Origin of the sequence: Mycobacterium sp. (genome assembly GCF_036490025.1) — a bacterium.
Taxonomy (GTDB): Bacteria; Actinomycetota; Actinomycetes; order Mycobacteriales; family Mycobacteriaceae; genus Mycobacterium.
This window is the reverse complement of sequence record NZ_DASXEP010000101.1, coordinates 1-20,529: the sequence shown is the minus strand read 5'-3', so window position 1 is coordinate 20,529 and position 20,529 is coordinate 1. Positions and strand designations below refer to the sequence as shown.

Genomic DNA, 20,529 nt, shown 5'->3' with positions numbered 1-20,529 from the left:
GCGGCGATCACGTTGCGCTGGATCTCGTTGGTGCCCTCGCCGACGATCATCAAAGGTGCATCGCGGAAATACCGTTCGACGTCGTATTCGGTGGAATAGCCGTAGCCGCCGTGGATGCGTACGGCGTCCAGGGCGATCTCCATCGCCACCTCGGAGGCGAACAGCTTGGCCATCCCGGCTTCCATGTCGCAGCGCTCGCCGCTGTCGTAGCGCTCGGCGGCGTAGCGGGTGAGCTGGCGGGCCGCAGTGAGTTTGGTCGCCATATCGGCCAGATAATTGCCGACCGACTGGTGTTTCCAGATCGGCTGACCGAAGCTCTCCCGCTGCTGTGCATAGGCCAGCGCGTCGTCAAGGGCCGCGGTCGCTACCCCCAGCGCGCGGGATGCGACCTGAATGCGGCCTGTCTCCAGGCCTTTCATCATCTGCGAAAAGCCTTGGCCCGGTTGGCCGCCCAAGATGGCCGAGCGTGGCACTCGATAGCCGTCGAACGACAGCTCGCAGGTCTCCACCCCCTTGTAGCCCAACTTCGGCAGGTCGCGCGACACCGTGAGCCCCGGGCCGTGCTCGACGAGCAATACCGAAATGCCGGTGTGCCGCGGCTCGGCGGCCGGGTCGGTCTTGCACAGCAGCGCGATCAGCCCGGACCGGCGCGCGTTGGAAATCCACGTCTTCGATCCGTTGACCACCAGTTCGTCGTCGCCAATAGGCACAGCGGTAGTCGACATGTTCTGCAGATCGCTGCCACCGCCCGGCTCGGTCAGCGCCATCGTCGCCCGCAACTCACCGGTGGCCATCGGCGGCAGGTAGTGCTGCTTTTGCTCCTGGGTGCCGAACAGTGCCAGCAGCTTGGCCACCACGGTATGGCCGCCCATCGCACCGGCCAGGCTCATCCAGCCGCGCGCCAACTCCTGGGTGACCAGCACGTAGCACGGCATCGACACCGGCGTACCGCCGTACTCCTCGGGCACCGCCAGCCCGTAGATACCGATGCGCTTCATCTGCTCGATCCACGCTTCGGGATACTCGTTGGCATGCTCGACCTCGCGCACCGTCGGCCTGACCTCTTTGTCGACAAACTCACGCACCGTCGCGACCAGCATCGCCTCGTCGTCACTCAGTCCGCTGTTCATGCGCCAATGTTGGCACGCCGGGAACGCGCGCCACGATGACGGTCGGGCCGTACTTCGACCAACTGCACACCGGCCACGTTTTCGCCGGCGCGCCGTCGATGACGCTCACCCCCGGTCTGGCTGCCGTGCACCAGAGCATCCTGGGCGACCGGCTGCGGCTGCCGCTGGATGCCGAACTGTCCGCGGCGGTCACCGGGCTGCCGGCGGCGCTGGCGCACCCGGGTCTGGTCTGCGACGTCGCGATCGGGCAGTCGACGCTGGCCACCCAGCACGTCAAAGCCAACCTGTTCTACCGCGGGCTGGTGTTCTACCGCTTCCCGGCGATCGGCGACACGTTGTTCACCCGCACCGAGGTCGTCGGGCTGAAGAAGAACTCGGCCAAGGCGGGCAGGGCGCCCACCGGGCTGGTGGCGCTGCGGATGACCACCATCGACCAGGCCGACCGGTTGATTCTGGACTTCTACCGCTGCGCGATGCTGCCGCTGAGCCCCGGCGCCGACCCTGACGACGCCGACCACTCTGACGACCTGTCGAAGGTCGGCGCCGACCTGGCGTCACCGCCGCCGGCCGCCGCCGACTGGAACGGCGAGGTGTTCCGCAAGCGGGTGCCCGGGCCGCACTTCGATGCCGGCGTGGCAGGCTCGGTGCTGCACAGCAGCGCCGATGTAGTCAGCAATGCGCCGGAATTAGCCCGTCTTACCCTGAATATTGCTGCCGTGCATCATGATTCGCGCCTCGGTGGACGTCGGCTAGTCTACGGCGGGCACACCATCGGCTTGGCGCTGGCGCAGGCCAGCAGGCTGCTGCCGAACCTGGCGACCGTGCTGGGCTGGCAGTCCTGCGACCACACCGCTCCGGTGTACGAGGGCGACACCCTCTACAGCGAGTTGCACATCGACTCCGCCGAGCCCACCGATGGTGGCGGGGTGCTGGGATTACGATCGCTGGTTTATGCGCACAGCGACCCACAGCAGGAGCCACGGCAGGTGCTGGACTGGCGCTTCACCGCGCTGCAGTTCTAAGCCGCTGACACACGTGCACGCGCACAATGGGGAACGTGAGTGCGACGTCGGACTGGGCCGATAGCGGGCTGGCCTATTTGACCGGCCCGCCGAACGGGGCGCCCGACTTCTCCCGCGCCTCGGTGCTGACCGAAGCCCGGCGGGTCACCGCCGATATCGCCGGACTTCTCGGCGTCGAGGTCGACGCGGCGACGACGCTGGCGGGGCGGGCGGCGATTCTGAACCTGACCCGGCGCGGGCGCGTCTCGGCCGGCGGCGCCACTCGACTGCTGGCTACCGCCGACGCCTGGTGTGCGGTCGCGCTGCCCCGCGCCGACGATGTCGCGGCGCTGCCGGCGCTGATGGAGGTCGACGCGATAACCGGCGATCCCTGGATGGCGCTATCGCGTTGGGCTGCAAGGCATTCTGTCGACGATGTCGTCGACCGGGCCCGGCTGCTGGACATCGCCGCCGCCGCACTCGGCGAAGTCTCGGCGGAACCACCAGGGCTACGACGATGCGGCGCCGGCGTCGGACCGCGGCGCGCCGCCGGGTTGCTGGTCGCCGACTTGACCTCATTGTGGGCCGGGCCGCTCTGCGGTCAGCTGCTGGCCCGTGCCGGCGCCGTCGTGGTCAAGGTGGAAAGCCCCGGCCGGCCCGACGGCACCCGAGCCGGCGAGCCGGCGTTTTTCAACTGGATGAACGCCGGAAAGCTCTCGTATGCCATCGATTTCGACGCCGATAGTGATGCGCTTCGTTGCCTCCTGAGCGCCGCTGACATTGTCATCGAGGGCTCGCGTCCCACGGCGCTGCGACGCCGGCGGCTCAGCGCTGAGGACATCCCTGATGCGCCGGGCCGAATCTGGTTGCGCATCACGGGTTATCGCGACCAGCCCGATCGGCCGGCATTCGGTGACGACGCCGCAGTCGCGGGCGGTCTGGTCGGCGACGGCGCCGACGGACCGGTGTTCTGCGGCGACGCGATCGCCGACCCGTTGAGTGGGCTCGAGGCGGCACGCGAGGTGGGGGAGTCGTTGCGTCGCGGCGGCGGCGAGGTGATCGAAGTGTCGATGGCTCAGGTGGCCGCCCGATACGCGGCATTGCCGCAGTCATCGGATTCCGGTGTGCGGACCGGCCGGCCCGCATTGCCGCCCGCTGTCGCGCTTGCATCGCCGCTGGGAGCCGACAACACCGCGGTCGAGTACCTGGTGTCCGAGAGGTCCTGTGCACCATGTTGATTCAGCGTGCGGTGATGCTGGACGGTGCTTCGGTTGACGTTCGGCTAGGCGAATGCATCGACGAAGTCGCGGGCTCGTTGACGCCACGTGCCGGCGAGGACGTGCTGGACGTGGCCGGCGGGACCGTGCTGCCCGGCCTGCACGACCACCATGTGCACTTGTACTCCGCGGCTGCCGCGGCGACGTCGATTCGGGTCGGGCCGCCGCAGGTCCGCGATCGCGCCGGACTCGCCGCCGCGCTGGCCGGTGCAGCGGCCGGCGAAGACGGCTGGATCCGCGCGGTGGGTTACCACGATTCGGTCGCCGGACCGCTGGATCGTGATGCGCTCGACGCGGTGGCTCCGGCGGTGCCGCTGCGCGTGCAGCATCGCAGCGGGGTGCTGTGGATTCTCAACTCCGTGGGCCTGCAACACATCGGTCTGGCCGAGCATCCGGACGGCCGGCTGCGCAGCACCGGATCCTGGGCGGAAGCACTGGGCCGCAGCCAAACCAGCCTGGCTGACCTGAGCGAGCGGCTCAGCCGCTACGGCGTCACCGGAATCACCGACGCCACACCGGATCTCGCCATCGGCGACATCGTGCGGTTGTCTGAGCTGCACCGGCGCGGCGACCTGCGCCAACTGGTGCATTGCCTGGCCCCGGGCAAACGGATCCTGCACGACGACGACCTGGACCTCGAGCAGCTCGCCGGCTGGATCGCCGAGCGGCACCGCGACGACGTCCCGGTGGCGATCCACTGCGTCACCGCCGCCCAGTTGTTGGTGACGATCGCCGCGCTGCGCGACGCCGGCTGCGGCCCGAGTGACCGCATCGAGCACGCCGCCGTCGTCCCTTCGGACTGCCTCGTCGATCTGACCGACCTCGGGGTGACGGTCGTGACCCAGCCCAATTTCGTCGCCGAACGCGGTGATCAGTACCTCGACGAGGTTCCGGTCGCCGAACACGGTCAGCTCTGGCGGGTGGCATCGCTGCTCGATGCGGGCGTGCCGGTGGCACTGTCCACCGATATGCCATTCGGCGACGGCGACCCGTGGGCGGCCATGCGCGCCGCGGTGCAACGCAGCACGCCCAGCGGGGCCGTACTGGGCGCCGATGAATGCGTCTCGGCCCGAACGGCTTTGACAATGTTCCTCGGTCGCCCGGATCAGCCCGCCCGTGCTCGAGCCGTCGAACCCGGCGAGCCGGCGGATCTGTGTGTGCTGAGCGTGCCGCCCGAAACCGCACTGGCCGAATTGGACGCGGGCATGGTTTCGGCCACGATCGTCGGCGGTCGGCTCAGCTACGGCAGGTAGCCGCCGATCAGCTGGTCGCGGCCAGTGCCGACCGCAGGCTGGCGCACTGACTGGCGAAAAACAACTGGGACACCGTCGCTTTCGGCGCCACGAGATCGAAGCCGTGGAACGCGCCCGGGACCACCTCGACGTGGCATGGGACCCCCGCGGCAGTGAGCCGCTCGGCGTAGGCGAGGTCCTCGTCGTGGAACAGGTCGTGAGTGCCGACGCCGATCCAGGCCGGGGGTAGTCCGCTCAGATCCTCGCGGCGTGCCGGAACCGCGACCTGCGGGTCGGCGTTGCCCAGGTAGGCCGCCCACCCGAAGCGGTTGCTCTTCGGGCTCCAGAGCCGGTAGTTCGGATTCGCCGGTACCGATCCGGTGCTGCGGTCATCGAGCATCGGGTAGGCCAGCAGCTGCGCGGTCGGGGTGATCTGGCCGCGGTCACGGGCCAGCAGCGCCAGGGCGGCGGCCAGCCCGCCGCCGGCACTGGCCCCGCCGATAACCACCCGCGACGAGTCAACCGCGGGCAGGGCGGCCAACCAGGTCAGCGCCGCATAGCAGTCCTCCAGCGGCGCGGGGTAGGGATGCTCGGGTGCCAGGCGATAGTTCACCGCGGCGACGGTGATACCCAGCTCGCGGGCAAATTGGCGGCACCGCGCGTCGTCTTGCTGGGCGGTGCCGATGACGTAACCGCCGCCGTGAATCCACAGCAGCGCGGGACCGGGTTGGCTGGCTCCGGCCGGGCGGTGCAACCGCACCTCGACGCCGGAGCCCAGGATGAGCGCCTCGACGTCGCGGCTGGTTTTGCGGCGGATCGCCTGCGACAGCGTGCGGACCAGCTTCAGCGTCTTCGGGCCGACGAGGGTCCGGGGCGCGAGGCGAGCGACTTTGCGCAGGTCGGGGTGGAAATCAGCACTCGGCATCGGTCCAGTATGGCCAACGCGAACCGGGCCCAAGTTCCGGGCTCCGCCAGTGACGTCGTATTTCACTTCTGATCAGACTCTTGAGTTGCCAGATCGACATCCTGCCCTGTGGTGGTGATGAAGTCGTCAAGGATGTCGACCACTGCTGCCGGGGACTCGACATGGGGAAAGTGCCACCGAGTGACTGGCCGACCACCGTCGCCCGGCTGATGCCGAGTTCATCGAGGAGATCACGCAGCGACGCTGCGAACGCACCCAACGAATAGTCACTCCGCGGCTTGGTCGATTCGCCGTGCCCAGGAGGGGTCTCCATCTAACGGTGTTCCGGCGTGCTGGCACGACCTCATGTCATCCGCTTTCCTGGCTTGCAGCCGACGATACCGTAACCTACGGTACGGTAGGTTACCCGTCAGTAGTTTCGGCGTCTTCGCAGGCACGCTGGTCGCGACGCCATTGGCGGGCCGCCGCGATCGCTGTCTTGAGACCGCGGTGGCGCCCCGTCACCAGGTCGGTCCCGGTGATGCCGGGCTGCAGTTCGGTGAACATCCGCTCGCTGCGGGTCTCCGGAGCGTCGTCGGCGGTGTCGCGCAAGTAGCGGTCCGGTAGCGACAGTTTGGCGATGGTGCGCCACGTCTTTCCGTTCTGCACCAGGAATGAGCCTGTGGTGTAAGGCAAGTCGTACTTGTCGCAAACCTCGCGTACCCGCAGCGAGACCTCGTGTAGCCGATTGCTCGGTAGATCGGGGTAGAGGTGATGCTCGATCTGGTAGCACAGGTTGCCGCTCATGAACCGCATCGCCGGCCCGGCCTCGAAGTTGGCACTGCCCAGCATCTGGCGCAAGTACCACTGTCCCTTGGACTCGCCGACCATGTCGGTCTTGGCGAATTTCTCAGCGCCGTCGGGGAAATGCCCACAGAAGATCACGGCGTGTGCCCAGATATTGCGAATTATGTTGGCCGCTATGTTGGCTTTCAGCGTCGATTTGTAGGTCGCCGCTGGCGACGCCGAGGTGAGTGCCGGTAAGGCGAGGTAGTCCTTGATCAGCTGCCTTCCGGCTTTGATCGAGAACTCGTGCATCTGCTGAAGGGTTGCTTCACGTCCGGGGCCGTCTTCGAGAAGCTTGCCGAATTCGATGGACTGCAGGCCAATTCCCCACTCGAAACCGAGCGCGAGGATGATGTTGAAGAGCAGATTGCCGACGTTGTCGCCCTTCCAGGGCTGATCACGGGTGACCCGCAGGGTGCTGTAGCCAACATCGTCATCCATGCCAAGGATGTTGGTGTACTTGTGGTGCTGAAAGTTATGGGTGACTTTCCAGTGTTTCGACGCCCCGCTCATGTCCCACTCCCACGTCGAGGAATGAATCTCGGGGTCGTTCATCCAGTCCCACTGGCCGTGCAAGACGTTGTGGCCGATCTCCATGTTCTCGATGACCTTGGCCAGACCCAGTGTCAACGTTCCTGCCCACCAGGCCCAGCGTCGCGAGCCGGCGGCCAGAATGACTCGGCCGGCGACATCCAGAGCACGTTGCGCGGCGATGGTGCGACGGATGTAACGCGCGTCGCGCTCGCCGAGGGAATCGTCGATATCCAGCCTGATCGCGTCCAGCTCAACGGCTAGGTTGTCGATGTCGGCATCGGTCAAGTGAGCGAAGGCCGGAATGTCGGTGATCGCCATAAACGTCCTTTTCTGTCGGGTCTATATGTCGGGCTGCCGGTGTCGATTGCCGACGAAAACATGGCCGGGTCGATGTTGGAAGGCGCGGTTGATCTTGGCCCTCAAGCGATTTGGCGTCGTCTCGCCCGATCGGCGCCTCTTTACTCGGGCGACCGAGTCTTTCCGGCAGGCATGCTTGTCTGACCCAGTTGATTGATTCAGGATGTACGGCGCGAGCGAACGCTCATCGAGTCCAGCGGCGTAACAGCCAGACCCATTCCGTAGCGGCTGTAAGTCTCAGCAACATCAACGCTACACCCGTCGCAGGGCCCGCGCTCGCAGCCAATTTGCGGCGCTCGGCTTGGCTGATTGTGCACAGACCTAATGCATCCGCTGCGGTGCGCCCGCGCCGTCAAAACGTTCTGCCACTGAATGGGCCCGTTTGTCGGGCTCGGCGCTACCGCCGCGCGGGCCGCTACGACCGCGGGGAGTCCGCGGCCGCTCGTTGGAACCAACCCTAGATAAGGCGCCGTTGCAATTGCTTTTCGTCGCCCTTCACGTTGGTCTATTCACCAGGGGCGTAGCTGTGTGGCTGTTTCGCTCTGTCGCGGACGACGTCGTGCGTGTTGCAACGTCGAGATCAGCGCGAGAGTCGACTTCGCGCCCTGATTACTAGCTGGGCAGGGGTAGAGTCGCAGCATCGGGACCAATCAGGCCCCCATGAGCAAGGGGCCCAGTGATGCCCGATAAGTCTCCTCGGCAAGCCATGAGTAAGAAGTCTGGAAAGTCATTGAAGGAAAAGCGCGCCGTCAAGCACGCCAAGGCTGCCCCCGGCACAGCGTCCACCGATGCGTTATTTCACGGCAAGAAGCACTGAAGCACAACGACTTTCATCGCAGCCGCTAGACGGCATCAAAGCCACGACGAGTGCCCGAGTGCCTCAATTTCCGCAGAGTCGTAGTTTCAGCTCGATCAGTCGAGCCTCGAGTTAGACCATGGCGTGCACGACCACGCAGTTCCCGACCGCGATCGAATTAGGTCGTGGTCCTGGCATTCGTATTCTGGCCGCTGCCCGGAATAGGCTGTTGGCAAACGGTTTACTGATTCGACGGCAACGTCGGCCTAGACAGCGACGAAATGCTCCCGCCGAGTGGGTCTCAGTATGGCGCGAGTTCATTTGATCGCCGAGCGGGTTATCACCAGTTTGGCGGCGGGTCGTGAACGCGGTTTTCGGCGTCTGGTTGCTGCTCAGCACCGCCGTGCTGAGCGCAAGCGCGACTGTCTCTCTACGTTTGCGGTTTGACCAGGGGCCCCCGGGGTACGCTGCCCCGATGACGGAACGAGCGGCGAACAGCTTCCGCCGACCGACCATTACCTCCCGGGCAAAGTGGTTGCTACGAGCCCGCCCCGGCGACTACATGCTGGCATTAACCGATGCGGTAGCTTCACTGCCCGTGATCGGCAGGCACCTGGAACCGCTGGGCGGCGTGACCGCGATGGGCGTGTGGGGATACCGGCAGGTGCCGGGATTCTTGTCCGCGTCGGCCAAGTCGTGGCTGACTCCGGGTATCGGCGAAACCCGCAAGGCCGAGCGTTACCAGACTCAGGCGGTGTTGGACGCCGCGTTGCGCGGCGTGGTCTCGGCTGAGGACCTCGACATCGAGTGGCCGGCGCCCGACCAGCGGCCACCGCTGTGGCGCGCACTGCGACACCGTCGCTACCTGCACCGCACATCGGTGCGCTACGGCGGGCACCCGGTGCAGTTACTGGACGTCTGGCGTCGCAAGGATCTGCCGGTGCGCCCGGCACCGGTGTTGGTCTTCGTGCCCGGTGGCGCCTGGGTGCACGGCGGCCGTCAGCTGCAGGGCTACGCGCTGATGTCGCAGTTGGCCGAAATGGGCTGGATTTGCGTCTCGGTGCAATATCGGGTTTCTCCGCACCACCGCTGGCCATCCCACATCACCGACGTCAAGACCGCGATCGCCTGGGCGCGTGCCAATGTCGACAAGTTCGGTGGTGACCGCAATTTCATTGCGGTAGCGGGCTGTTCAGCCGGCGGGCACTTGTCCGCGTTAGCCGGGCTCACTGCTAACGACCCCGATATGCAGGCCGAGCTGCCGCCGGGGTCGGACACCTCCGTCGATGCGGTGGTGGGCATCTATGGCCGCTACGACTGGGAGGACCGCTCGACCGTCGAGCGGGATCGCTTCGTCGATTTCTTGGAGCGGGTGGTGGTCAAGCGCAGAATCGATCGGCACCCCGAGGTGTTTCGCGCCGCCTCACCGATTGCGCGGATACACCCGGATGCCCCGCCCTTCTTGGTGATTCACGGCAGTGGCGACACGGTGATCCCGGTAGCGCAGGCGCGCAGCTTCGTCGAGCGGCTCCGGTCGATGTCCCGTTCGTTGGTGAGCTACGTGGAGCTGCCCGGCGCCGGGCATGGCTTTGACCTGGTCGACGGAGCGCGCACCGGCGCGATGTCGACCGCGGTGGGGCTGTTTTTGGGCCAGGTCTATCGCAACCGGATGACCGCGGCCAAAGAAGTTATTTAGCCGCCCCACGAATGTAGGGTCGCTCCCATGAAGCGGCTGAGCGGTTGGGACGCGGTACTGCTCTACAGCGAAACACCGAACGTGCATATGCACACCCTCAAAGTCGCCGTGATCGAATTGGATGACGACCGTCGAGACTTCGACATCGACGCTTTCCGCCGGGTAATTCACAGCCGGCTGTACAAGCTGGAGCCGTTTTGCTATCAGCTGGTTGACATTCCGCTCAAGATGCATCACCCGATGTGGCGGGAGAACTGCGATGTCGACCTGACATATCACGTGCGGCCGTGGCGATTGCGGGCGCCGGGCGGCCGTCGCGAGCTGGACGAAGCGATCGGAGAGATAGCCAGCACTCCGCTGGACCGCCACTACCCGCTGTGGGAGCTGTATTTCGTCGAGGGCTTGGCCGACAACCGGATCGCGGTGGTCGGCAAAATTCATCACGCCCTCGCCGACGGGGTGGCGGCAGCGAATCTGCTGGCGCGCGGCATGGATCTTGCGCCGGGGCCGCCGTCCGGCCAGACCCGGTATGCCTCCGACCCGGCGCCGTCCACCGCGACGCTGGTGCGGTCGGCGTTCGCCGATCACATGCGTCATCTCGGGCGAATCCCGGGGACCATCGGCTACACCGCGAAGGGGATCAACCGGGTGCGCCGCAGCTCGCGCAAGCTCTCACCGGAATTGACCATGCCGTTCACCCCGCCGCCGACCTTTATGAACCACATGCTCACTCCCGACCGCAGATTCGCGACCGCGACGTTGGCGCTGAGCGATGTCAAGGAGACCGGTAAGGCCCTCGGTGTCACGATCAACGACATGGTGTTGGCGCTGTCGGCGGGGGCGTTGCGCAAGCTGCGGCTGCGCTATGACGGTGTCGCCGACCACCCGCTGCTGGCGTCGGTCCCGGTGAGTTTCGACTTCTCACCGGATCGTGTGTCGGGAAACCTGTTCACCGGGATGATGGTGGCGCTGCCCGCCGACGTCGACGATCCGTTGGAGCGGGTACGGCGCTCACATGATTACGCGGTCGACGCCAAGGAGAGTCACCAGCTGCTCGGCCCGGAACTGGTCAGCCGGTGGGCTGCCTACTTGCCGCCGGGGCCGTCGGAGTCGTTGTTCCGCTGGCTGGCCAGCCGCGACGGGCAGAACAAGGTGCTCAACCTGCCCATCTCCAACGTCCCGGGTCCGCGTGAGCATGGGCGGGTCGGGGGTGCATTGGTCACCGAGATCTATTCGGTGGGTCCGTTGACCACTGGCAGCGGACTGAACATCACGGTGTGGAGTTACGTCGATCAGCTCAACGTCTCGGTGCTGGCCGACGGAGCCACTGTCGACGACCCGCACGAGGTTACCGGGGCCGTCATCGACGAACTCACCGAAATCCGGCGCGCCGCAGGGCTTTCCGAAAAGCTGACCGTCATCGAACAGGCGCTGGCTCAGGTCTGACTTTCCAGGCGGGCATGTAGATCGCGCCGCGAGATCTTGCCGGTGTTGCTGCGCGGCAGCTCATCCAGCACGACGATCTCGCGAGGTACCTTGTAGTTGGCCAGGTTCTCCCGGACGTGTTGTTTGAGTACGTCCGCGGTGACGGACCCGGCCCCCGACAGCACCACGAAAGCGACCAGCCGCTGGCCGTACTGTTCGTCGTCGACGCCCAGCACCGTGGCCTCGGCGACGTCGGGATGAGCCGCCAGCGTCTTCTCCACCTCGATCGGGTATACGTTCTCGCCGCCGGACACGATCATCTCGTCGTCGCGGCCCACCACATAGAGTCGCCCGGCCTCGTCGAGCCGGCCGACATCGCCAGAGGCCATGAAGCCGTCGTGAAAGCTCTTGCCCGCGCCGGAGGTGTAACCGTCGAAGCGGTTGGAATTGCGGACGAAGATCTGCCCGACCTCACCGGTGGGCAGCGGGCGGTGGTCGCTGTCGAGGATGCGAATCTCGGTGCCTGCGGCCGGTTTTCCCGCAGTATCCGGTGCGGCACGCAGATCTGCCGGTGTCGCGGTGGCGATCATGCCGGCTTCGGTGGCGTTGTAGTTGTTGTAGAGGATGTCGCCGAACTCGTCCATGAACCGGGTGACGACGTCGGGGCGCATCCGGGAACCGGACGCGGTGGCGAAGCGCAGTGAGCGACCGCTGTACCGACCGCGCACGTCGTCGGGCAGGTCCATGATCCTGTCGAACATCACCGGTACCACGCACAGGCCGGTGGCCTGGTGGCGGTCGATGAGGTCGAGGGTGGCTTCCGGGTCGAACTTGCGCCTGGTGACCACCGTGCAGCCCAGCGACGCCGCGAAGATCAGTTGCGAGAAGCCCCAGGCGTGAAACATCGGCGCCACCACCACCGTCGTCTCTTCGGTGTGCCACGGCACGCGGTCCAGCATCGCTTTGAGCTCGGTGGCGCCGCCGCCGGAGTGCTTGGCGCCCTTGGGATTACCGGTGGTACCCGAGGTCAGCAGGATCAGCTTGCCCTGGCGACCGGTGTTGACCGATCGCTTGCCGAGATGGGTGGTGATCAGCTTCTCGACGGTGGTGTCGTGGGTTTCCGGACCGTCGGTCCAGGCGACGATGCGGGCGGCATCGGATTTGTCGGCCAGCGCGCGGTCGACCGACTCGGTGAATTCCTCGTCGTAGATCACCGCGTCCGCGCCCTCGCGATCGACCACGTCGGCCAGAGCGGGCCCGGCGAATGAGGTGTTGAGCAGCAACACGTCGGCGCCGATCCGGTTGGCAGCGATCAACGCCTCGACGAAACCGCGATGGTTGCGGCACATGATCGCAACGACTTCCGGTGTCCTGCCGGGTGAACCCTGCCATGCCGCGGCCAATGCATCGGCGCGCTGATCGAGTTGACGGTACGTCAGCGTGCCGAGTTCGTCGATCAGTGCGGGACGGTTCGGGCAGCGCTGTGCTGACATCCCGAATCCGCTTGTGACAGAGAGGCCTTCGCGGCGGATGACCGCGGCGATCCGCAGATACTTGTCGGGCCGCAGGGGGGCGATGATCCCCGCGCGGACCATGGTGCCCAGCAGACCGAGCGGCGCCATCGGACGGCTAGCCGATCACCGGAAGGCGACGTTCTTTGGCCAATGCGTGCAGCGCCTGCTGCATGACGCGACGGACATGAGCGTCGACCGCGTCGACGTCGGGTTGCTCGCCGAATTCGGCCGTCACGTCGATCGGCTCGAGCACCTGCATCACGATCTTGGTCGGCAGCGGCAGGTTGACCGGCAGCACCGCAGAAAACCCGAACGGAAAGCCCACCGAGATCGGCAGAATTTTCGCCCGCATCAGCTTGTCCAGCCGCAGCACCTTGGCCAGTCCCATACCGCGGGATAGGTAGAACTGGCTTTCCTGACCGCCGATGGCCACCGTCGGCACGATGGGCACTCCGGCGTTCAGTGCGGCCCGCACGTATCCGGTGCGCCCGTCGAAATCAATGACGTTTTCCGACAGCGTCGGCCGGTAGACGTCGTAGTCACCCCCGGGGAACACCACCACCACACCGCCGGATCGCAGCGCCTCGTCGGCGTTTTCGTGGTTGGCGCGGATGAATCCGGTGCGGCGGAAGAACTCCGCGGTCGGACCGGTGAAGATGACGTCGTGGCTCAGCGTGTAGACGGGCCGGTCGTAGCCGAATTGCTCGTAGAAGCCGGTGGCGAACACCGGAATGTCCATCGCGAACAGCCCGCCGGAGTGGTTGGACACCACCAGGGCGCCACCCGGTGGGAAGGACTCCAGCCCGCGCACTTCGGCACGGTGGTAGCCCTTGATCAACGGACGCAGCCAACCCATCACGCGTTCGGTGAGGCCGGGATCCCACTTGGACAGCTCGCTGGGTTCGATATCGATAGCGTTCAACGAGTTCCCCTGGGGTTTAAGCGTGGGTTTGGCTGTGATGCTAGCTCAGCCGGAACAGCTCGATACCATCTCCTCGACAGCCGTCATGAAATCAAAATAGGAGTACAACATCGCTGTGAACACTGTGAGCACTGCAGAAGCCGCCACTGAACCCGAAGTCCTCGTTGAGCAGCGGGACCGAATCCTGATAATCACCATCAACCGGCCGAAGGCCAAGAACGCGGTCAACTCCGCGGTGGCCCACGGTTTGGCCGACGCGGTGGACCGGCTCGACGGCGACCCGGGTCTCTCGGTGGGCATCCTGACGGGCGCGGGCGGCTCGTTCTGCGCGGGCATGGACCTCAAAGCCTTTGCCCGGGGCGAGGTTCCGATCGTCGAGGGTCGCGGTATGGGCTTCACCGAGCGGCCGCCGGTCAAACCGCTCATCGCGGCGGTGGAAGGTTACGCGTTGGCGGGTGGTACCGAGCTGGCGCTGGCCACCGACCTGATCGTGGCATCCAAGGACGCGTCCTTCGGCATCCCGGAAGTCAAGCGCGGGCTGGTCGCCGGCGGCGGGGGATTGCTGCGGCTGCCCGCGCGGATCCCGGCTGCGATCGCCATGGAGCTCGCGCTCACCGGGGAGAGCTTCACCGCCGAGCGGGCGCACGCGCTGGGCATGGTCAACGTGCTGGCCGAGCCGGGCGGCGCGCTTCAGGCGGCCATCGAGTTGGCCGAGAAGATCACTGCCAATGGACCGCTCGCGGTGGCCGCGACCAAGCGGATCATCGTGGAATCGAGCGGATGGAGTCCGGACACCATGTTCGGCGAGCAGAACAAGATCTTGATGCCGGTATTCAGCTCCAACGACGCGAAGGAAGGCGCTGTCGCTTTCGCCGAGAAACGGCCGGCGCGCTGGACCGGAACCTGAGCGCAGCGGCCGCCACCGCGGGTGGGTTCGTGACGTCGTCTAAACTGGCATGACACTTTTGGCGAGCTTTGTAACGTGTTTGCAGCACAGGAAGTGCGACTGTGAGTATTTCGCTACTACTGGAGATGGCGAGTTCGAGCGATCCCGAACGGACCGCCGTCGTCTCGGGCGGCCTCCGTCTGACAACTCAGCAGCTCAGCGATCTCGCGGACGGCGGCGCGGGCATCATTGCGCGCTCGCACGCCTGCCACGTCGCCTACGTCGGCACCGGCGGCGCGATGCTTCCGCTGCTGATCTTTGCTTCGGCGCGGGCCGGGGTGACGTTCACGCCGATCAACTACCGGCTGTCCGCTGAGGGCATCAAGGCACTGATCGCACGACTGCCCGATCCACTGGTGGTCGTCGACAGCCGCTACCTCGACGAGCTGGGTGGGCCGAAGGGTCTCCAACGCGTGGCCCAGCAAGTCATCGTCTCCGACGAGTTTCTGGCGCAGGCCCGCGACGCCGAACCGGCCACGGAGTTTGCCGACCCGGACTCGGTCGGCATCGTGTTGTTCACGTCCGGCACCACATCGCAACCCAAGGCTGTGGAGCTCACTCACAACAATCTGACCAGTTACGTCACTGGCACAGTCGAATTCGGTTCGGCGGAGCCGGCCGATGCCGCGCTGATTTGTGTGCCGCCGTACCACATCGCGGGGGTCAGCGCGGCCCTGTCGAACCTGTACGCCGGACGCAAAATGGTCTACCTGCCGGTGTTCGATCCCGAAGAGTGGGTGCGCCTGATCGACGCCGAGCACGTCAGCAGCGCGACAGTGGTGCCGACCATGCTCGACCGGATCGTCACCGTCTTGGAAGGCGGCGGGCACCGACTGTCGTCGCTGCGCAACCTGGCCTACGGCGGGTCGAAGGTGCCGTTGCCGCTGGTGCGCAGGGCTCTCGAGCTGCTGCCGCACGTCGGCTTCGTCAACGCCTACGGCCTGACCGAGACGAGCTCGACGATCGCCGTGTTGACTCCCGACGACCACCGCGACGCACAGGCCGCCGCCGACCCGGCCGTGGTCCGGCGGTTGGCCTCGGTCGGCCAGCCGGTGCCAAGTGTGGAAGTGCAGATCCGCGACGAGGCCGGCGCCGTGCTGCCACCGGGCCAGACCGGCGAGTTGTTTGTCCGTGGTGAGCAGGTGTCCGGCCGCTACACCGGGATCGGCTCGGCGCTGGACGCCGACGGGTGGTTTCCGACCAAGGACATCGCCACTCTCGACGAGGGCGGCTATCTGTTCATCGGCGGCCGCAGCGACGACACGATCATCCGCGGCGGGGAGAACATCGCACCCGCTGAGCTGGAAGAGGTGCTGGTCGAGCACCCGCACGTGCGCGACGTCGCGGTGGTCGGCATCGATGATCCGCAGTGGGGACAGGCGATCGTCGCGGTGGTGGTGCCGGCGGTCGGCGTCGACCCCGACCCCGAGGAATTGCGCGAACATGTCCGTAGGAGTTTGCGCGGGTCACGCACCCCTGACCGGGTAGTCTTTCGCGGCGAGCTGCCCACCAACGCGACGGGCAAGGTGCTGCGCCGCGAAATCGTCGAAGAGCTTCGCGCCGCCCCGGCCGAGCAGTAAACGAACCGAACCGAGGATCGAAATCATGATCAAGAACGGAACCCGTCTGGCCAGCCAGGTGTGCGACACCCAAGTCATCGTCGTGCGCAGCGCGGACAGCCTCGACGATCTGCGCTGCGGTGGTGCGCCGATGGTGGAGTTGGGTGGTGAGCGTTCCGGTGAACTGGATCCGGCATTCTCCGACGGCAGCGTGATGGGCAAGCGTTATGTGGACGAGAGCGGTGCCGAAGTGTTGGTCACCAAAGCCGGCGCCGGAACACTGGCTGTCGGCCAGACCGTGCTGAGCCTCAAAGAGGCCAAGCCGCTGCCGGCCAGCGACTAACTAGTCGCGACGATCCGGCACTCCGTTGCGACGGACGAATTCCCTTGCCTTGACCAGGAATTCAAGCTGCTCGTAGACCTTGTGCAGCGGCTCGACGCTGCGGGTGGATCGGCACAGCACGACGGCGCCTTCCAGCGTGGCGATCGACATCACCGCCAGCGAGTCAGCGTCCGACTCGAGAAAACCGTCGGTGACGAACGCCCACGTCAGCGCCGTGCGCCAATGCGCGAAGATCCGCCCGGCCTCGGCGGACAACCTCACCTCGTCATCGGCCGAGCCGATCGCCGCGGCGACCACCGGGCAGCCGGCGTTGAAATCGCTTTCGGCGAGCACGCGTTCCCAGAAGTCGACGAACTGCCGTAACAGCACTTTGGCGCCGCGGCCGGCGGCCTCGTCGATGTCGGCGGTGATCGCATCCCCGGCGTACTCGAGCGCCTCAGTAAGGATCTGGTTGCGTCCGTGCGGAAAGTGGTAGTAGACCGAGCCGCGTGGCGCACCGCTACGGGCGAGCACCTCGTCGATCGTCACACCGGCGGCACCACGTTCGCGCATCACTTCGGCTGCGCTGATCAGCATTTTGGTGCGGGTATCGCCGCGCCTGCGGGGGGCATGAGTCGCCAACGACATGGGGGTGCGCTCTCCTGCTACCAGCCGACCATCAGGCCGCGGGGGTGTGGCCGAGCTGCGGAATTCGCCACCGGATTGTCCGCGCGGTGAACCGCACGGGCCGCAGCGGCTTGCGGCGAAGGCCGGCCCACTCCCCGCTGAAGCGGTAGCCACCGACGTTCAGTTCGATCAGCATGGTCTTCTCCTGCTACTGCCTCCGTGCGCCGGATCTCCGACTCACGATTATGGGGTAAACCATATAAACCCCACGCCTAGCAAACAAGTTGTGGGAAGCTTAGTTGCAGGATAGTGACCAAATTGCCGGTCGAGTGATCACCAAGGGGCGTGGCCCGGACGCGGCCATATTATGCTCCGTTGCATATTTCTGGGCTGTGCGCTTGACTCGACAGATGCCCAGCTCTGACACACTGCCGACCTTGGAGACCGTGACCCTCGAGCGTGACGGTCACGTCCTCCTGATCGGGCTGAATCGACCGGACAAGCGCAACGCTTTCAACCAGGCAATGCTCACCGACCTTGCCCGCGCCTACGGGTTGCTGGAGTCCGACGCATCGGTCCGGGTCGGCGTGCTGTTCGCGCACGGGGGGCACTTCACCGCCGGCCTGGACCTGGTCGATGTCGGCCCCAACATTGCCTCGGGCGATCTACCCCTGCCGGCCGACGGACGCGACCCGTGGCGCCTGGACGGATCGTGGACCACACCGCTGGTTGCCGCAGCCCAAGGCTGGTGCATGACGCTGGGTATCGAGTTGCTGCTGGCCGCCGACATCCGCGTCGCGGCAACAGGCACCCGGTTCGCCCAGCTCGAGGTGCAGCGTGGCATCTACCCGTTCGGCGGTGCGACGTTGCGGTTGCCCCGCGAGGCCGGCTGGGGCAACGCGATGCGGTGGCTGCTCACCGGCGACGAGTTCGACGCGGCCGAGGCACACCGCATCGGCCTGGTGCAAGAAGTTGCCGACGACGCCGCTGCTGCGCTGACGCGTGCGCGGGAGATCGCCGACTCGATCGCCGACCGCGCGGCGCCGCTGGCCGTGCAGGCCACGCTGGCCTCGGCGCACCTAGCCCGCGAGCAGGGCGACGCCGACGCCATCGAGCGACTACGCCCCGACGTGGCGGCGCTGTTCGCCACCGCCGATGCCGCCGAAGGTGTGCAGTCGTTCATCGAGCGTCGCCAAGCCCAATTCCAAGGGCGGTAGACCGCGCTCAGGCTTATTAGCCCGACTCCTTCTCGGCCGTTTCGGCCGCAGCGTCGTCGGGCTGGGGTTGTTTGTCCCGACTCCTTCTCGGCCGTTTCGGCCGCAGCGTCGTCGGGCTACGCTCGGGCCAGACGATCGAAAGGCGTCGGCCATGGGCCACTACAAGAGCAACGTGCGCGACCTCGAGTTCAACTTGTTCGAATCGCTGGCCTTGGAGAAGGTGCTGGCCGACGATGCGTTCGGGGATCTCGACGGCGACTCGGTACGGCAGATGCTTTCCGAGGCCGCCCGATTGGCCGAGGGACCGGTAGCCGAGTCATTCGCCGAGAGCGACCGTCAACCCCCGACGTTCGACCCGGACACCCACGTCGTGACTCTGCCCGACCCGTTCAAGAAGTCACTGCACGCGTGGCGGGAAGGGGAGTGGTTCCGGGTCGGGCTCGACGAGAACGTCGGGGGCATACCCGCGCCGTCGATGGTGCAATGGGCGGTCAACGAGCTGGTCCTCGGCGCGAACCCGGCCGTGTTCATGTACATGGCCGGCCCGATACTCGCCAACATCCTCTACGGGATTGGCAATGAGCAGCAACGACATTGGGCATCGCTCGCGGTCGACCGCAACTGGGGTGCCACGATGGTGCTCACCGAACCCGATGCCGGATCCGACGTCGGCGCTGGGCGGACCAAAGCGATCGACCAGGGCGACGGCACCTGGCACATCGACGGCGTCAAGCGGTTCATCACCAGCGGCGACAGCGACGACGTATTCGAGAACACCCTGCACATGGTGCTGGCCCGGCCGGAGGGTGCTGGGCCGGGAACCAAGGGACTGAGCTTGTTCCTGGTCCCCAAGTTCATGCTCGATCCCAAGACCGGCGAGCCGGGGGAGCGCAACGGCGTATTCGTCACCGGGGTGGAGCACAAGATGGGCCTAAAGGTCTCGGCCACTTGTGAATTGACGTTCGGCGGAAACGGCGTCCCGGCGATAGGCTGGCTGGTCGGCGACAGCCATCGCGGGATCGCGCAGATGTTCAGAATCATCGAGTATGCCCGAATGATGGTGGGCACCAAAGCTATTGCGACCCTATCGACGGGTTATCTGAACGCGTTGGACTACGCCAAGTCTCGGGTCCAGGGAGCCGACCTCACCCAGATGACGGATAAGGCAGCGCCGCGGGTGACCATCATTCACCACCCCGACGTGCGCCGGGCCCTGTTGACGCAGAAGGCTTACGCCGAAGGGCTGCGGGCGCTCTACCTCTACACCGCAGCCCACCAGGACCCGTCGGCCGCCGCCGTGGTGTCCGGTGCCGACCCCGAATTGGCCGATCGGGTCAACGATCTGCTGTTGCCGATCGTCAAGGGTGTGGGCTCCGAGCGGGCGTATCAGTGCTTGACCGAATCGCTGCAGACGCTGGGCGGTTCCGGCTTCCTGCAGGACTACCCCCTCGAGCAATACATTCGCGACGCCAAAATCGACAGCCTGTACGAAGGCACCACTGCCATTCAGGCGCAGGACTTCTTCTTTCGCAAGATCATCCGCGACCAGGGCACGGCACTGCGCCATCTGGTCACGCAAATCGAGGCGTTCATCGACAGCGACGATGCCCGACCCGAACTTGCCGACGCGCGTTCCCAGTTGGCCACCGCGCTCGAGGACCTGCAAGCCTGGGTCAGCACCATGACGGGGTATCTGGTCGATTCCCAGCAGAGCGCCAGCGAGCTCTACCGCGTGGGCTTGGAGTCGGTGCCGTTCCTGCTCGCGGTCGGCGACCTGCTGATCGGCTGGCTGCTGCTGGGCCAGGCAGAAATCGCGCTGGCAGCGCTCGACCGGGACCCGGCGCCGGCCGACAGCGCCTTCTATGCCGGAAAGATCACTACGGCAAAGTTTTTCGTCAAAAACGTGCTGCCTCGCTTGACTGCTGAGCGTGAGATCGCAGCGAATGTCGATCTCGCGGTCATGCAGCTTCGCGAAGAGGCGTTCTAACCGATCGCTGTCACGCCGCGCCCAGCGTCACGCTGGCGTGACACTGACGCTCGACCGCCACGCTGGCGTGACGTTCGCGGGACGTTACGCGTCGGCGGTGTAGCCCATCGGCATTAGCACGCTCTTCTGCTGGGTGAAGTGCTCGACGCCCTCCGGCCCGTTTTCGCGACCGATGCCGGAGTTCTTGTAACCGCCGAACGGACAGCACGGATCAAAGGCGTACCAGTTGATCGCGTA

General features: G+C 66.0%; 18 protein-coding genes and 1 pseudogene. 10 read left to right on the top strand and 9 right to left on the bottom strand.

The window, feature by feature from the left end:
- Positions 1-1,130, bottom strand: a 1,130-nt coding sequence (locus tag VGG53_RS11170) for an acyl-CoA dehydrogenase family protein (protein WP_331518123.1), incomplete at its 3' end; no start/stop codon positions are given.
- Between the two features lie 35 nt (positions 1,131-1,165).
- Here VGG53_RS11170 and VGG53_RS11165 point away from each other — a divergent pair.
- From VGG53_RS11165 to VGG53_RS11155, 3 genes are read left to right on the top strand one after another with little or no spacing between them, the layout of a single operon-like run.
- On the top strand, positions 1,166-2,152 hold the full coding sequence (locus VGG53_RS11165) for a MaoC family dehydratase (protein WP_331518122.1): 987 nt from the start codon (positions 1,166-1,168) through the stop codon (positions 2,150-2,152).
- A 26-nt stretch (positions 2,153-2,178) separates the two neighbouring features.
- Entirely contained in the window at positions 2,179-3,369 is a 1,191-nt protein-coding gene (locus tag VGG53_RS11160) for a CoA transferase (RefSeq protein WP_331518121.1), read from the top strand.
- Entirely contained in the window at positions 3,363-4,661 is a 1,299-nt protein-coding gene (locus VGG53_RS11155; protein ID WP_331518120.1) for an amidohydrolase family protein, read from the top strand. Before VGG53_RS11160 ends, VGG53_RS11155 begins: the two co-directional genes overlap by 7 nt.
- Positions 4,662-4,668: 7 nt before the next feature.
- On the opposite strand, the gene VGG53_RS11150 is transcribed toward VGG53_RS11155, so the two are convergent.
- The 3 genes and pseudogenes from VGG53_RS11150 to VGG53_RS11140 all read right to left on the bottom strand — a co-directional run bounded on the left by VGG53_RS11150 (position 4,669) and on the right by VGG53_RS11140 (position 7,242).
- Positions 4,669-5,565, bottom strand: a complete 897-nt coding sequence (locus tag VGG53_RS11150; RefSeq protein ID WP_331518119.1) for an alpha/beta hydrolase — start codon at positions 5,563-5,565, stop codon at positions 4,669-4,671.
- Between the two features lie 160 nt (positions 5,566-5,725).
- A pseudogene (locus VGG53_RS11145) lies at positions 5,726-5,863 on the bottom strand (alpha/beta fold hydrolase); the annotation flags it as partial.
- Between the two features lie 104 nt (positions 5,864-5,967).
- The gene (locus VGG53_RS11140) at positions 5,968-7,242 is read right to left on the bottom strand and encodes a fatty acid desaturase (protein ID WP_331518118.1); all 1,275 of its coding nucleotides are present in this window, start codon (positions 7,240-7,242) and stop codon (positions 5,968-5,970) included.
- A 1,310-nt stretch (positions 7,243-8,552) separates the two neighbouring features.
- On the opposite strand from VGG53_RS11140, the gene VGG53_RS11135 reads away from it, so the two are divergent.
- Both VGG53_RS11135 and VGG53_RS11130 read left to right on the top strand, forming a co-directional pair.
- Complete coding sequence (locus VGG53_RS11135; RefSeq protein ID WP_331518117.1) at positions 8,553-9,773, top strand: alpha/beta hydrolase; 1,221 nt, start codon at positions 8,553-8,555, stop codon at positions 9,771-9,773.
- A 27-nt stretch (positions 9,774-9,800) separates the two neighbouring features.
- Positions 9,801-11,219 carry a wax ester/triacylglycerol synthase family O-acyltransferase gene (locus VGG53_RS11130; protein ID WP_331518116.1) on the top strand — a complete coding sequence of 473 codons (1,419 nt, stop codon included), beginning with the start codon at positions 9,801-9,803 and terminating at the stop codon, positions 11,217-11,219.
- Here VGG53_RS11130 and fadD12 read toward each other — a convergent pair.
- Positions 11,210-12,820 (bottom strand): acyl-CoA ligase FadD12, encoded by a 1,611-nt coding sequence (gene fadD12, locus VGG53_RS11125; protein ID WP_331518115.1) that lies wholly within the window; start codon positions 12,818-12,820, stop codon positions 11,210-11,212. The genes VGG53_RS11130 and fadD12 overlap by 10 nt on opposite strands.
- Positions 12,821-12,827: 7 nt before the next feature.
- Entirely contained in the window at positions 12,828-13,568 is a 741-nt protein-coding gene (locus VGG53_RS11120) for a 1-acyl-sn-glycerol-3-phosphate acyltransferase (protein WP_414688945.1), read from the bottom strand.
- A 181-nt stretch (positions 13,569-13,749) separates the two neighbouring features.
- On the opposite strand from VGG53_RS11120, the gene VGG53_RS11115 reads away from it, so the two are divergent.
- The 3 genes from VGG53_RS11115 to VGG53_RS11105 all read left to right on the top strand — a co-directional run bounded on the left by VGG53_RS11115 (position 13,750) and on the right by VGG53_RS11105 (position 16,482).
- Positions 13,750-14,541 carry a crotonase/enoyl-CoA hydratase family protein gene (locus tag VGG53_RS11115; RefSeq protein WP_331518113.1) on the top strand — a complete coding sequence of 264 codons (792 nt, stop codon included), beginning with the start codon at positions 13,750-13,752 and terminating at the stop codon, positions 14,539-14,541.
- Positions 14,542-14,642: 101 nt separating this feature from the next.
- Positions 14,643-16,160: a long-chain fatty acid--CoA ligase gene (locus tag VGG53_RS11110; protein ID WP_331518112.1), complete on the top strand. Its 1,518-nt coding sequence runs from the start codon at positions 14,643-14,645 to the stop codon at positions 16,158-16,160.
- Positions 16,161-16,185: 25 nt separating this feature from the next.
- The gene (locus VGG53_RS11105; protein ID WP_331518111.1) at positions 16,186-16,482 is read left to right on the top strand and encodes a hypothetical protein; all 297 of its coding nucleotides are present in this window, start codon (positions 16,186-16,188) and stop codon (positions 16,480-16,482) included.
- Here VGG53_RS11105 and VGG53_RS11100 read toward each other — a convergent pair whose 3' ends face one another.
- A complete protein-coding gene (locus VGG53_RS11100; RefSeq protein ID WP_331518110.1) occupies positions 16,483-17,109 on the bottom strand; it encodes a TetR/AcrR family transcriptional regulator in 627 nt (208 codons plus the stop codon).
- A gap of 31 nt (positions 17,110-17,140) precedes the next feature.
- Entirely contained in the window at positions 17,141-17,284 is a 144-nt protein-coding gene (locus VGG53_RS11095; protein ID WP_331518109.1) for a hypothetical protein, read from the bottom strand.
- A 214-nt stretch (positions 17,285-17,498) separates the two neighbouring features.
- Between VGG53_RS11095 and VGG53_RS11090 the strand changes: the two genes are divergently transcribed.
- Both VGG53_RS11090 and VGG53_RS11085 read left to right on the top strand, forming a co-directional pair.
- Entirely contained in the window at positions 17,499-18,305 is an 807-nt protein-coding gene (locus VGG53_RS11090) for a crotonase/enoyl-CoA hydratase family protein (protein WP_331518108.1), read from the top strand.
- Positions 18,306-18,456: 151 nt separating this feature from the next.
- Positions 18,457-20,292: an acyl-CoA dehydrogenase gene (locus VGG53_RS11085; protein ID WP_331518107.1), complete on the top strand. Its 1,836-nt coding sequence runs from the start codon at positions 18,457-18,459 to the stop codon at positions 20,290-20,292.
- 84 nt (positions 20,293-20,376) lie between these two features.
- On the opposite strand, the gene VGG53_RS11080 is transcribed toward VGG53_RS11085, so the two are convergent.
- Positions 20,377-20,529 (bottom strand): aldehyde dehydrogenase family protein (locus VGG53_RS11080; protein WP_331518124.1); only part of this gene is annotated, 153 nt, incomplete at its 5' end.

Coding starts and splice junctions, on each gene's coding strand:
- VGG53_RS11165 (WP_331518122.1), top strand. CDS start 1,166: ATGACGGTCGGGCCGTACTTCGACCAACTGCACACCGGCCACGTTTTC.
- VGG53_RS11160 (WP_331518121.1), top strand. CDS start 2,179: ATGGGGAACGTGAGTGCGACGTCGGACTGGGCCGATAGCGGGCTGGCC.
- VGG53_RS11155 (WP_331518120.1), top strand. CDS start 3,363: ATGTTGATTCAGCGTGCGGTGATGCTGGACGGTGCTTCGGTTGACGTT.
- VGG53_RS11150 (WP_331518119.1), bottom strand. CDS start 5,565: ATGCCGAGTGCTGATTTCCACCCCGACCTGCGCAAAGTCGCTCGCCTC.
- VGG53_RS11140 (WP_331518118.1), bottom strand. CDS start 7,242: ATGGCGATCACCGACATTCCGGCCTTCGCTCACTTGACCGATGCCGAC.
- VGG53_RS11135 (WP_331518117.1), top strand. CDS start 8,553: ATGACGGAACGAGCGGCGAACAGCTTCCGCCGACCGACCATTACCTCC.
- VGG53_RS11130 (WP_331518116.1), top strand. CDS start 9,801: ATGAAGCGGCTGAGCGGTTGGGACGCGGTACTGCTCTACAGCGAAACA.
- fadD12 (WP_331518115.1), bottom strand. CDS start 12,820: ATGGCGCCGCTCGGTCTGCTGGGCACCATGGTCCGCGCGGGGATCATC.
- VGG53_RS11120 (WP_414688945.1), bottom strand. CDS start 13,568: ATGGGTTGGCTGCGTCCGTTGATCAAGGGCTACCACCGTGCCGAAGTG.
- VGG53_RS11105 (WP_331518111.1), top strand. CDS start 16,186: ATGATCAAGAACGGAACCCGTCTGGCCAGCCAGGTGTGCGACACCCAA.
- VGG53_RS11100 (WP_331518110.1), bottom strand. CDS start 17,109: ATGTCGTTGGCGACTCATGCCCCCCGCAGGCGCGGCGATACCCGCACC.
- VGG53_RS11095 (WP_331518109.1), bottom strand. CDS start 17,284: ATGCTGATCGAACTGAACGTCGGTGGCTACCGCTTCAGCGGGGAGTGG.
- VGG53_RS11090 (WP_331518108.1), top strand. CDS start 17,499: ATGCCCAGCTCTGACACACTGCCGACCTTGGAGACCGTGACCCTCGAG.
- VGG53_RS11085 (WP_331518107.1), top strand. CDS start 18,457: ATGGGCCACTACAAGAGCAACGTGCGCGACCTCGAGTTCAACTTGTTC.